This window comes from Streptomyces sp. NPDC005706, assembly GCF_040631045.1.
Taxonomy (GTDB): domain Bacteria; phylum Actinomycetota; class Actinomycetes; order Streptomycetales; family Streptomycetaceae; genus Streptomyces.
Window position 1 is genome coordinate 1 of sequence record NZ_JBEXYS010000061.1, and the last position, 11,240, is coordinate 11,240.

Below are 11,240 nucleotides of genomic sequence, written 5' to 3' on the forward strand. Positions count from 1 at the left end.
GTCCCTGTTCTGGCTGCCTTTCTCCTTGCGGGAGAGGGCGCGCTGCGCCTTCTTCAAGCGCTTCTCGGCCCGGCGCAGGAAGCACGGGCTGTCGACCTTCGTGCCGTCCGAGAGGACCGCGAAGTGCCCGAGTCCCAAGTCGATGCCCAGCTCGGGCGTCGTCTCCGGCAGGATTTCCTCCGGACCGGTCTCCACCACGAAGGATGCGAAGTACCGGCCCGCCGAGTCCTTGACCACCGTCACCGTGGACGGCGTCGAGGGCAGCGTCCGTGACCACTTCACCTTGAGGTCGCCGATCTTCGGCAGGCGCAGCTTCCCGCCCGCCGTGATCGACCAGCGGGCGTTCGCGGTGAAGCGGACGGCCTGCCGGGTGTCCTTGCGGGACTTGTACCGGGGCGCGCCCATGCGCGGGCGCTTGCCCTTCAGGGCGTCGAAGAAGTTGTTGTATGCCGTGTCCAGGTCTCTCAGGGACTGCTGGAGGACGACCGCCGACACCTCGCCGAGCCAGGTGCGTTCCGGGGTGTTCTTTGCCTGGGTGATGAGCTGCTTCGAAAGGTCTCCGGTCTTCGGGAACGGCAGCCCCTCGCTGCGGGCGGTCTCCCGAGCCCTGAGGGCGTCGTTGTAGACCACCCGCGCGCACCCGAACGCCTTCGCTAACGCCGCGCGCTGATTGGTGTTCGGGTACAGGCGGAAGCTGTACCGAAGCTGCACGCGGGCCACGATACGCTTCCCGGATCTCGGTCCGTCACTACTGGCGGGCGCAACGCCTGTGGTCCGGCTCGTACTTCGCCGGGTCGGTCGGCGGTGCGCCGCTCAGCATCGTGAAGCAGTACATCGAGCAGCAGAACCGGCCGCTCTGACCTGGGCTGAGGTGAACAGTGTGGATCCGTGCCCATAGCTGAGGTCAGAGCAGGCTAAAGATTCGCTTCACCACCGGGCTGAAGCCCGGTGCACTGCGAATAGACCCGGTAGCCGTGGCGCATCCGGTACCTCATGGGGTCGGTACCGTCCGCTTGGATGTGCTCGATCAGCGTCGATCTCAGCGGCTCGGGCACGTCCTTACCCAAGAACCGCACTGACAAGCCCTCGATCACATGACCCCGATCAGTCCCTCCAGTTGAACATCAGCTCGCCGACCGTGCCGGGACGCCAGTGACGCACCCGAAGGCCACGCGCTCATCGAGCGGTCCGTCGATGCCGTACTCGGCCGGGAGGCCACACTCGTCAGCTGCCTGTCGGCACGCGAACGCACCGCGTTCATGGAGCTGCTGGACAAACTGATGGCCGACGTCCGCCGGCGCACGGCCCCCGAGGAGCGCTGAACCGGCCGCCCGGCGTTCGCCCCGCTTGCGGTGCACCCGCCTGCCCGGCGGGCGGACGACGGCCTCCCGGACAAGCACGGCACGCGCCCGGGCCAGGTATCTGCGCCTGCTTCCTTTCACAAGGCGCTCGCCTACTGCGGCGTGTGCGGCACCGCGACAGGTTCTGGTCTCGGACGTCGGCGGCGAGGATAAGCTCGCCCGGATCGACCAGCGGCCTGGAGTGCTTCAATTTCGCCGAGCTGTCCTTCGCGTTGGGCGGTGCAATCGTCGGTCTCGGTGTGCCTAGGGCCAGGAGCGAATATCCGTGAGCGGCGCTGTCGATCGGGAAGAGGCAGGGCCCGCGATGAGCACGTGGCCGATCGAGCGCCTTCAGGCGTTCATCACGGCCGCTCGCGACCGGGGGCAGCTTGAAGCGGCTCGTGTCGTCGCTCAGCAGCACGTCTACTACGACGTTGACCAGCCGCGGGAGGTGCGGCGGCAGTGGGCCATGGTGTCGCTGCTGGCGAACCGGTGCATGCGCGGTGACGGTCCCGGAGATCCCGCGCGCGAGGTCCAGCAGGACTTCATGCTCCGCATGTGGGTCATCGACCACCTCGGCGGTGACGACAAGGATCCGGACTGGAGCCCCGAGGGGTTGGCAGCCGACACCCTCGACGCACTGGCTCTCGCGCCATCAGACGTCGGCACGCTCGCCGGGAACTGGCGTGGGCTTCCCGTCGAGCAGATCCGCGAGCTACGGCGTCACAAGAACCTGACAACCCACCTGGACAGGCTCATCAGCCACCTGCCGTCCGATCGAACACGGGACCAGCTTCTTATGTGGATCGAGACCCGCCGGCTCCTGCCCTAACCCGTTGGCGTGGAGGAGGCAGCGCTGCTCATTTTGGAGTGGCTCGGCGAGCAGGGTGTGGGAGCCATGATCCGCATCGATGCGGAACGCCTTCGAGAAGGCCGGTCGGCGTGGACCTTCGCTGCCAGCGGCGGCCCGTTGGCCACGGGCTTGAGAGCGGATGGGGCCTCGGTCGCCGAGTGCATGGGCACGGCCTTGCTGCGGCTGCGCGAGGCCGGACTGACCGTCCCCTTCTGAGCATGAGCGGCGCACCCGCCCTCGAACCACGCCGGCTCTGATCGCTCGTACGAGAACACCGGGGACGCGGACGCGGCCTTGGCTCGCGATGGCGTACCGCGGCGCGGGCACCACCGTCGAGGACACGCTCTGAGGCTCCTCAAGTCGCTTGGCGCGCCGGCAACATGAGGGTCAGGCTGATGTTCATGACGGGAATTATGGGACTGAGCAAGAAGAACAACGTCGTGCTGACCGTTCGGGACGCCGACGTGGTCGCGGCAACCCTGCGTCAGGCGCTGGAACAAGCCTCACCCCTGGAGCGCCCGGGTCTGGAACGTGCCGCCGCTCTCGTGGAGGCCACCGCCGCCGCGACCGAGAGTCAACTGCGGGCCCGCTGGGTCCGCTTGCGGCTGGCCGCCGTCGGCTTCGCCGGTGACATCGCCTCGGTCGCGGCGGTGAAGGCACTGCGCCAGGCGGAGCCGAAGCTTAGCCTGCTCGCGGCGGTGCAACTGCAGAAAGAGGCAGTGGACCACCTGGAGTGATACGGCAGCCTGCGCAGCACGCGGGGTCCAGTGCCCGTGTCCTGCCCCCATGAGAGACGGGGAGGGGCACGGCGTGCCCGATGGCCGGCCCGGACCGCTGCTTCCCGCCTGGTGCGCTGGAAGCTCACCGCAGCCAGCGGTTCACACATGAAGTGCTCAAGGGCCCGGCTACAGGCATCCCGGCTCACCGTTGGCTGCGAACCGTGTCAGGGATCGCTCCAGCAGCTCGAGAAACTGCCGCAGGTCATCAGCCACCCTGTCGTGCTCGGATTCGTCCAGCGACGCCGTTCGCGTCCGGTAGACCACTCCGCCAGGGCCGGCGACATAGGACAGACCGCCACCGTTCGAGCCGATGACCAGACCCCCGGCCTTCGTGTCCGCGCCGGTATCGACAGCGCCGTACTCCTTGAGCCGTAGGAGGACATCACCGGCCGGGTCGACGAAGTAGCCGTTACCGACGTCCGCCCAAGTGACGTCGCCGATGCTGTCGTAGAAGGTGACCAGGTCGGCAGGGACGAAGCTGACCTTGGCAAGCGTGCGAGCAGCGGCCCGGTCGGTGTGGTCGGCCGGCCGGACCTCATTGACTCCCGGGGGGAAGTTCCCCTGGGAGAGTTCACGCTGGGCGAGCGTGCCTGCGGCGTCGTGGGTGCATCCATCCGGCCTGCGGCAAGGCCCGGCATCTGAGCAACCCCGACGACTGTGTCCGCAGCTCGCGCTTCGGTGGTGTGTCCGGGTCCCGGATGCTGCTGGACGCGGGGCGGGCGGCCGTCGGCGCGGAGCCGGCCCTTGCCGGTTCTCGCAGGGGGCCTGCTCGCTGTGTGGTGCGAAGGGCCGCGACTGCTGGTACCGGGTGGACGATCGGCTGGACTGCGCGTTCGACGGGGTCCGCGCGGTCGCCTACGGCCGGCTGACCGAGCGGTGCGCTTCGCCACCTCTGCCTCGAGGACCTGAACATGTTCGCTACCGCAGGCTTCACCGGCACCGACCGCACGACCGGGTCGAGCCGGTCCGCCGCGGTGGGGCCCACGGCCTGCAGCCGGGGACCTGCGCCTGAACCGGGTTCACGCACCGTGATCCGCGGCGGATCTCAGTCGGCACCGCCCGCGGGAGCGTCCTGCCAGCCGGGCAAGGCCAGCTCGTCGTCGCGAAGCGACCAGAGGGGCTGCTGTTTGGGCGGCGGTCCGGCGAGAATCCGCAGCTGCTGCGGCCGGTATTCGTCGCGCGCGTCCTCAGTGCTGAACCCCGCCGAGGCCAACACTGCGGCCATCGCCCGCACCATCGCGGCCCCGACCGCACTGGAATGCCGCAGGACTGGTTCGTCCAATTGCTTCAGCCTGAACGCGCGGCTCGCGCAGGCCCGCAGGCGAGGGCTTGCCTGCCAGGCCACGAACACGCCGCCTGCCGCGTCGGCACCGTGGTCGATGTCCACCTCGGCCCCACCGGCCAGGACCGGGTCCAGGCCCGGGGCGAGCACGGGCAGGCCTGCGGCCGTCAGCTCGTTGCGGACCTTCCGGGCGAGCGCCTCCAGGGCCGCGGACTCTTCAGCACTCACTCGTTCGAACACTCGCTCAATCTAGCCAACCAGAGCAAGGCGCCGGCGGTTTGAGAGTTCCTCGGGACCGAGTCGGGGTGGATCAGCTCCTGTGCTCTCAGCAGCGGGCGGGTCCCGGCGTGGCCGCCCGGTCAGCCGTCGAGCGCGGCGGAGGGTGCGTCCCCGTTCTGGGCCTGTCGGGCCCGCTTGGCGAGCACCGTGGCCAGCTCCCGGACTGCGTCCTCGTCGATGCCGCGCTTGTCTTTGTCCGCGGAATCCGCCAGCGTCCACAGCAGCGTCGTGCCGACCCGGGTCTGGGTCACGGCGCCGGGCTCGCCGTGGAAGCCGGAGGAACCGAACCGGGCGTCGCGCTCGTCACCGATCGGGCCGATCCCGAAGGTCCTGGCCCTCTGTCCCGCCCGCTTGCCGTAGTAGCCGTCCCAGAGCGCGTCGTACGCTTCCCGGGCGGCTTGTTCGCTGTCATAGGCGATGATCAGAAAGGTGACGGTGGCGGCGTTGTCGTCGTGCCGGAAGGTCGAGGCGCCGTAGAAGCGGGAGTTCTCGCAGCCCGCGTTGTCCTTGATGGGGCAGGCCTGCGAACGGTAAAGCCTGTCCATCTCAACGGCCGCGGGGCGAGCGGACTCCTTCCAACCCGCCATGGCCTCGCCGTCGGGCAACGTCTGCCGTACTTGTTCCTTCGTGAGTGGCACCGCCTTGGCGTTCTCGCTGTCGCTCTGCGCGCCACCGCCACAGCCGGCCAGCAGCAGTGCCGCCGCGATCGCCACGCACCACCGGTAGTTCCTCATGGTCATGCCACCGCCCCTCGAGCGGTGATCTTACGCGGACCGTCTTCGCGCGGAAGGCCGGCCACACACCGTGGAGCGGGGTGTGGCAGCGCGCCGCTTCACGGAGCGACCTGGATGCCGGGGGGCGATGCCTACGGGCCGCCGCCCGCGGTCAGGGCGCTGACCGCGGGCGGCTCGGATGTGGTGTGGACTTCAGACGTCAGTCGCAGTCCCAGTTGGAGCCACGGTGGTGGTTGCCGTACCGGTACTGGCCCCAGTTGTCCCAGCGGTCGTAGCGGCAGTGGTTGTGGTGACGCCAGCGGTCGGAGCGGTCGAAGCGGCCGTAACGGTCGTAGCGGTCGTCGTCGCAGCCCCGCCGCCACTCATCGAAGTGGCGGGAGCCGTAGCCGTGGTGGTTGCCCGGGTGGAACGAGGGCGCCACCGCCGCGTGGGCCGCCGCCGGAGCCGCGGATGCCTCCATCGAGAGAGGCGCCATGACAGCGCCGGCCGCAAGAAGCGTGCCCGCTACTGCCTTGACAATGGTCTTCACCTGATCTCCTTTCAAACACCAGGGCTGGTTTAGCCCTGCCGCTGATCCTGACGCTACACAAATGCCTTGCCATTCGTTGCGGACGTGAGTGCCCGTCAATTTTGCCGGGCATGTGGGCGCGATATCGAAAATGGCAGTTCAGCGGCGTTGCCGTGTCCTTCTCGGATATCCGTGCCTTGCTCGGCGAAGGCGTCCGACCAGGTGAACTCTCCCATCGGTCACGCCGGTTCGTGAGAGTGCGACACGTTGAGCCTGATGGTGTTAATGCACTGCCGGAAATGCCCTGGGTTTTTCGGAGTCGCGGGATGAGAAAGTGCGCGGCGGTCTGCAGTGAAGCCTGTGGGGTGGTTTTCGGTACTGCCCTGACTTTCATGGAGTGTATTTCTCGCCGAAAGATGCCTGCCGACGATCCGGGGAGGAAAGGACACGCGGGGCTTGGCGTGTCGCCGCCCAACCGCCACACGGCGGCCATGGGAGGGGTGGGGGCCGCCGGGGGCTCCTGCCGGGCGGCGCGGCGCCGTCCGGCACAGCGGGGACGACGGTCCGGGGACGCCGGCCGGGGGTTCGGGGGGCGGGGGCACTTCGGCGGTGGCATGCCTCGGTGCGCTTTCGAGTGGCGGGAAGTCCGGGCCCGCCGCTGCTCTCGCGGCGCTGCCGGCAGCCGGCTGCGACCGATTCCTGGACGGGGGCGTTCTCGATGCCTCGGCAAAGGGGGGCGGCGGCCGGTGCTGTCCTCGCGCCCGTGCGGGCCGTCGGCCAGGCGGGATCGGCGGCCGCAACGCACTGCGGTGGGCGGGTGGTTGAGGTTCAGCGGCGAGGAAGGGAACAGGCACACGCTTTTGAACGGATGTCGGATATAAGCGGTTTGCGTTGACCATTCCTCTTCCGCTACCGTCCACGCTCTCCGGACGAATCGTCCGGAGACTCCGGACGGCGGGGTTGCGCATGGCCCTGCCGTCCGGAGTGACAGTTCCCGTACGGGATCCGTGCGACGCCATCGCGCCCGGTCTTCCGGCTCCTGCAGTGGCCGGCGGACCTGGTGGCCGGTGGCGCCGGCCGGGGGTGGAGTGCGGCCGGCGGCGGCAGTTGGTGCGGTCGCCGCCCGGCAAAGGCTCCTGATTTCGCGTACATCCCTTCCTTCATTGAAAGGCTTCCTCATGAACAACGACTGGCTTGAGGCGGAGACCGCTGAGCTGCTGCCCGGCCGTGAGGCGCTGGGCAAGTTCTCGTTCAGCTTCACGAAGATGACGACGGTCTCGAAGAAGATCGCGCACGTGGACGCCCACAACGAGTCGATGGCGGTGAACCAGTACTCGCCGTTCGCGGTCGCCCAGTCCCAGGCCTCCCAGGCCATCAGCGTCCGGCAGTAGCACGGCCTCTGACGCGGACGCAGGGGCAAGCCTTTTCGGGGCGTGCCCCTGCGGCGTGGCGCCGCGGGGATGGAAGGCACACGGCCTGCCGGGTGGTAAACACGGTCGGCAGCCGGTGCCGGTGTCGGACGGACACTGCCTGCCGCCGGTGCCAAAGTCCTTGCGGCGCCCGCCCGCCTGGGCGAGGAACCGCATCGTGGTTGTGTGCCGGCCCTCGGCCTTCGGGCGGGCGGCGGGCCGGGCGGTATCCACCGGCCGGCGTCAGGCAGTGAACCGTTTACCGGGCAAGGTCCTTATCGCCCGTCCTTCGGCGGCGGCATGAACGAGTGGGATCCCGATCCAGTGAGCAGTCCTCACCCCGCAGCACTGCGCGCCCGCGCGGAGCAACTGGCCCTGGAAGGGCGCCCGGCGAAGGAGGTGGCGCGGCAACTGGGCATCTCTGCACAGACCGTGTACCGCTGGCGGCGCTCCGGTTCGCCCCGGGCGGAGCTGGCGCGGGCCCGCACCCGTATCGGCGAGCTGGAGAGGGAAGTGCTGTTGTGCCGCGAAGTCATCGCCACATTGCGGCAGATGATGCCCCCAAAAGACGCTACGAGGTGATCCACGGCCTGGCGTCGCACGGTTTCACCGCGCGCCGTCTCGCCGTGCTCATGGGCGTCTCGGAGTCCGGGTACTACGCCTGGCGCGCCCGCACCCCCTTCCCCCGCGCACTGCGCCGGGCGTGGCTGACCCGCCTGATCCTGGACATCCACCAGGAGTCCGGCTGTGCCTACGGATACCGCAGGGTGACGCAGGAACTCGGCCGCCGCTACGGCATCGACATCGGCCACACCACGGTGGAGGCCGTCATGAAGGGGGCCGGGATCCGCGGCCAGGCGGGGCGGCCTCACGAACAGGCTCCGCCGGAAGGCGCCCGCACGGCCCCACGGCGCTGGGTCGTCGACGTGCTGGCCGTCACCACGCTTCAGGGCCCCCTGTATACGGCGGTCGTCCTCGACACCGCATCGCGTCGCCTGATCGGCTGGAGCACCGCCGCGACAGCGCACCTCGGCCTCGTCCAGCACGCCCTCATGGCCGCCGTCACCCGCGCCGAACCCGCCGCCCAGACGGCCCTCGAGCCCTTGCCGTCCTGCTCCTTCACCGAGCGGGCCGGCTCACTTCAATGCGCGCCCGTCCGCGCAACCGTCGGGGACTGGTACGACCACGCACTCGTCGGCGCCTTCTGGGACACCGTCCACCGTGACCTGCACGGCCCGACCCCCTGGCCGGACCGGCAGTCGGCCGAGGACCGGCTCAGCGAGACCTTCGACCGCTTCGCCCGGCAGGCTTCGGCCGCCCCGCCGGCGCAACCTTCCACCCCGTAAGGCGGAACACATTGGAAACGACAGCATCTGTGCCCGCCGCCGGCGGCCCCAGGCCCGACATCCACCCCGGGCAGGACACCTCCACCGCCCACGCCCACCGGCTGCGCCTGTACGGCGCGTTGGACCGGGTGTGTGTTCCCCTCGCCGCCGCCGATGTCCAGGCCGTGTTCAAACTGGCCGAACTCGACTGCGTCACCGTGCACGCCGTCATCGACTGGATCACCACGGCACGAACACTTGCACCGCTTCCGCTCCCGCATCCGCTGCCGCACCCGAGGTGACGGCACCCGGCGCAAGGCCGGGAGACATCCCCTTTTTCCTACGGGGTGCCGTTCGCGTGCAGCAGGGACTCGACGAGGACGGCCACATGCCGGCGGTCCGCCGGGCTCAGCTTGTGCACGCTCGCGATGAGGATCGCCACCTCCGGATCCGCGGCCTCGGGTGCGTCCTCGAGGTAGAGGTTGACGCCCGCGGCGTCGGCGGCGGCCCGCTGCACCGCCGCCACCGGGATGCCCAGTCCCCTGGCCAAGCCCTCCACCGTGGTCTGCTGGGGCATCTGCGCCAGCCGTTCCGACGTCGCCAGATGATGGACCGTCGAACGGGAGATGCCACCACGGCGCGCTACATCGCTGTAGGACCAGCCGTGCTGGTCCAGCTTGTGCTTGATCATTTCCTGCAGTGTGTTGGGCACGCCGGTTCTTCCTGTGAAAGAGGGAGGGACCGCCTGTCGATGAGTCTAACGGCCCTACCGCCGGGGCGTTCCGCACCTTCTTCTCCCTCACCACCCTGCGCTACCCTGCCCGCCGACTTCGCGTCATGATCGAACGCCCGCGGGACTTCGCCGGCCGGCATCGTGAACCGGGAGGACATCCGCCAGGGCGAGCCCGAAGACGGTAGAACCGGCACGCTACGAGCGCCGTGATCTTTGTGAGGCCGCTGGTCCGGGAATACGGCTGGCACCGGACTGCGCGCTGCCGCATGATCACGTCATGACGAGCCCTGCTGCCTTCCGGGACCAGACCAACTGGTCCGGTGGCTACTACGAGCTGGCCATCGAGGTGGGATCGACTGACGACGACCATCTTCAGACCGTCCTGAGTGCTCTGTGGTCCGCCGCAGACGTCCACGGATGCTTCGGACAGCAAGACCGCGAGCCTGAGGAGCAGGATGGCGTGCCGTGCACGGTTGGCTCTCTGACCGAGTTCGGCCATCTTCACGGTCAGGTCCGTCTGCCGACGGGCCAACTGGCCGTGTGTGGTTGCGTGGCGATCCGCGGTGGGGAGGAAAGCGGCGACTGGCTGGACTTCTACGTCCCCCTGGGTGCGCTGGATCACGCGGGGCTTGCCTACTGGGACGGGAGGCCGTTCTTCAGGTCCCACGTGATGGACGACTGGCTGGCTGCCGTCGGGGCCAAGACGTTCCAGAGCGCCTCCTTCAGCCTGGGCGTCATCGGCTTCGAGGTCTCCGGTTGCACCGACGCATCAACCCTGGCAGGAACGCTGCCGCAGAGTCGGGACATCGGATACCTGCTTGCCCAAGGCGACGTCCTGCACTACCACCCCGCCAACACCTGAGTCCCGGGTGCTGGTGGGGCACGAGCCCGCGGTGACAGATCAGAGCCGGGCGATGCTCGTGAAGGCGAGATGGTGTTCCGCTGTGAACTCGTGGCGTCGCTGGAGGCATCGGCAGCCGGCGAGCCAGGCCATGCCCGACGCCGAGATCACACCAGCCACAGCAAGATCGCCCCCGAAGAGGCATGCAACGATGACGGCCATGTCAGGTCAGGCCTGGGGGTCACTCATATCGCTGGGCGGTGTCGTCCTGGGCGGTTCGTTGTCCTACCTCGTCCAGCACAGGACTCAACTCTCGGCGGAACGCGCTGAACAGCAACGGCAGCAGGTCTCCTTGTCCGAGGCCCGGCGAGCGGAACGGCTGGCGTTGCTGGAACGGTTCATCGAAGTGGGGGCCGAGGCCGAACGCTCCGCCTTCAGCCGACCGCCCGAATGGGACGACACCCACGACTGGTTCCTCACGACCCGGGACGTCATGAACCGGCTGTGGGTCGCGGAACGGCTCATCCGCATCCAGTTCCCCCTGCCCGTGCACGACGCGGCACGCGCGTACTTCCTCGACCTCAACAAGACGGTGTGGGAAGGCCTGCCGGACGGCGAGAGTGTGCGGGACTACCTGGAGGACAACCGGCTCGCGTTCTTGGACGCAGCCCGCATGGTCATGGGTTGACATCCTCGCCCATCTGAAGGAGGGCGATTCCCGTCTGCCGCACCGTTGTCGGGTGCGGTTCCGGGCGGGTTCCCGCTTCGCCGCGCTGTGCGGGGACGGGTCCCCGTCTTACCTGCGCTCCACGGGCTGACACGGCCAGTCCGGCCGCCTTGGCGACGTTGACCGCCGCGTTGATGTCTCTGTCCAGGACGGTCCCGCATGCCGGGCACGTCCACACGCGGACGTGTAGGGGCTTGGGGCCGTCCTTGACGCCGCAGGCCGAGCAGACCTGCGAGGTGGGCTCGAACCGGCCGATCTTCACGAAGGGGCGCCCGTACCGGGCGGCCTTGTACTCCAGCATGCCCACGAACGCCGCCCATCCGGCGTCGTGGACAGACTTGGCCAGGCGCGTGCGGGCGAGCCCTTTCACCGCCAGGTCCTCCACCGCGACCGCTTGGTTCTCGCGGATCAGCTTCGTGGAGAGCCGGTG

At 68.9% G+C, this 11,240-nt stretch carries 15 protein-coding genes and 1 pseudogene; 10 read left to right on the forward strand and 6 right to left on the reverse strand.

Annotation, left to right across the window (positions count from 1 at the left end; translation table 11 throughout):
* The coding region (locus tag ABZ478_RS38870; RefSeq protein WP_359557481.1) for an RNA-guided endonuclease TnpB family protein at positions 1 to 711 on the reverse strand (711 nt) is incomplete at its 3' end.
* Positions 712 to 743: 32 nt separating this feature from the next.
* Between ABZ478_RS38870 and ABZ478_RS38875 the strand changes: the two are divergent.
* The 4 genes and pseudogenes from ABZ478_RS38875 to ABZ478_RS38890 all read left to right on the forward strand — a co-directional run.
* Positions 744 to 860: pseudogene (locus tag ABZ478_RS38875) on the forward strand (transposase); the annotation flags it as partial.
* A gap of 766 nt (positions 861 to 1,626) precedes the next feature.
* Positions 1,627 to 2,172 carry a hypothetical protein gene (locus ABZ478_RS38880; protein ID WP_359557483.1) on the forward strand — a complete coding sequence of 182 codons (546 nt, stop codon included), beginning with the start codon at positions 1,627 to 1,629 and terminating at the stop codon, positions 2,170 to 2,172.
* A gap of 9 nt (positions 2,173 to 2,181) precedes the next feature.
* Positions 2,182 to 2,409, forward strand: a complete 228-nt coding sequence (locus ABZ478_RS38885) for a hypothetical protein (protein WP_359557484.1) — start codon at positions 2,182 to 2,184, stop codon at positions 2,407 to 2,409.
* Positions 2,410 to 2,594: 185 nt separating this feature from the next.
* Positions 2,595 to 2,930 carry a hypothetical protein gene (locus tag ABZ478_RS38890; protein WP_359557485.1) on the forward strand — a complete coding sequence of 112 codons (336 nt, stop codon included), beginning with the start codon at positions 2,595 to 2,597 and terminating at the stop codon, positions 2,928 to 2,930.
* Between the two features lie 1,087 nt (positions 2,931 to 4,017).
* Here the strand turns inward: ABZ478_RS38890 and ABZ478_RS38895 are convergent.
* The 3 genes from ABZ478_RS38895 to ABZ478_RS38905 all read right to left on the reverse strand — a co-directional run bounded on the left by ABZ478_RS38895 (position 4,018) and on the right by ABZ478_RS38905 (position 5,796).
* On the reverse strand, positions 4,018 to 4,494 hold the full coding sequence (locus ABZ478_RS38895; protein ID WP_359557487.1) for a hypothetical protein: 477 nt from the start codon (positions 4,492 to 4,494) through the stop codon (positions 4,018 to 4,020).
* Between the two features lie 119 nt (positions 4,495 to 4,613).
* Complete coding sequence (locus tag ABZ478_RS38900; RefSeq protein ID WP_359557489.1) at positions 4,614 to 5,246, reverse strand: hypothetical protein; 633 nt, start codon at positions 5,244 to 5,246, stop codon at positions 4,614 to 4,616.
* Between the two features lie 220 nt (positions 5,247 to 5,466).
* A complete protein-coding gene (locus ABZ478_RS38905; protein WP_359557490.1) occupies positions 5,467 to 5,796 on the reverse strand; it encodes a hypothetical protein in 330 nt (109 codons plus the stop codon).
* 1,157 nt (positions 5,797 to 6,953) lie between these two features.
* Between ABZ478_RS38905 and ABZ478_RS38910 the strand changes: the two genes are divergently transcribed.
* The 4 genes from ABZ478_RS38910 (at position 6,954) to ABZ478_RS38925 (ending at position 8,811) form a co-directional block, all read left to right on the forward strand.
* The gene (locus ABZ478_RS38910; protein WP_358940705.1) at positions 6,954 to 7,166 is read left to right on the forward strand and encodes a hypothetical protein; all 213 of its coding nucleotides are present in this window, start codon (positions 6,954 to 6,956) and stop codon (positions 7,164 to 7,166) included.
* A gap of 342 nt (positions 7,167 to 7,508) precedes the next feature.
* Entirely contained in the window at positions 7,509 to 7,766 is a 258-nt protein-coding gene (locus ABZ478_RS38915) for a helix-turn-helix domain-containing protein (RefSeq protein WP_359557492.1), read from the forward strand.
* Complete coding sequence (locus ABZ478_RS38920) at positions 7,763 to 8,530, forward strand: IS3 family transposase (RefSeq protein ID WP_359557493.1); 768 nt, start codon at positions 7,763 to 7,765, stop codon at positions 8,528 to 8,530. The genes ABZ478_RS38915 and ABZ478_RS38920 overlap by 4 nt, the downstream gene beginning before the upstream one ends.
* A gap of 29 nt (positions 8,531 to 8,559) precedes the next feature.
* Positions 8,560 to 8,811, forward strand: coding sequence for a hypothetical protein (locus ABZ478_RS38925; RefSeq protein WP_359557495.1), 252 nt, complete (start codon positions 8,560 to 8,562; stop codon positions 8,809 to 8,811).
* 38 nt (positions 8,812 to 8,849) lie between these two features.
* Here the strand turns inward: ABZ478_RS38925 and ABZ478_RS38930 are convergent, their stop codons facing one another.
* Entirely contained in the window at positions 8,850 to 9,221 is a 372-nt protein-coding gene (locus ABZ478_RS38930) for a helix-turn-helix transcriptional regulator (RefSeq protein ID WP_359557497.1), read from the reverse strand.
* Positions 9,222 to 9,519: 298 nt separating this feature from the next.
* Between ABZ478_RS38930 and ABZ478_RS38935 the strand changes: the two genes are divergently transcribed.
* A complete protein-coding gene (locus ABZ478_RS38935) occupies positions 9,520 to 10,104 on the forward strand; it encodes a hypothetical protein (RefSeq protein ID WP_359557499.1) in 585 nt (194 codons plus the stop codon).
* A 190-nt stretch (positions 10,105 to 10,294) separates the two neighbouring features.
* Positions 10,295 to 10,771, forward strand: a complete 477-nt coding sequence (locus tag ABZ478_RS38940; protein ID WP_359557501.1) for a hypothetical protein — start codon at positions 10,295 to 10,297, stop codon at positions 10,769 to 10,771.
* Here ABZ478_RS38940 and ABZ478_RS38945 read toward each other — a convergent pair.
* Positions 10,761 to 11,240, reverse strand: a 480-nt coding sequence (locus tag ABZ478_RS38945) for an RNA-guided endonuclease TnpB family protein (protein WP_359557503.1), incomplete at its 5' end; no start/stop codon positions are given. The two genes, ABZ478_RS38940 and ABZ478_RS38945, sit on opposite strands and share 11 nt — an antisense overlap.

What these genes read in the sequence shown, in the direction of transcription:
- ABZ478_RS38890 (WP_359557485.1), top strand. Translation starts at nt 2,595, where the DNA reads ATGACGGGAATTATGGGACTGAGCAAGAAGAACAACGTCGTGCTGACC.
- ABZ478_RS38910 (WP_358940705.1), top strand. Translation starts at nt 6,954, where the DNA reads ATGAACAACGACTGGCTTGAGGCGGAGACCGCTGAGCTGCTGCCCGGC.
- ABZ478_RS38935 (WP_359557499.1), top strand. Translation starts at nt 9,520, where the DNA reads ATGACGAGCCCTGCTGCCTTCCGGGACCAGACCAACTGGTCCGGTGGC.
- ABZ478_RS38940 (WP_359557501.1), top strand. Translation starts at nt 10,295, where the DNA reads ATGACGGCCATGTCAGGTCAGGCCTGGGGGTCACTCATATCGCTGGGC.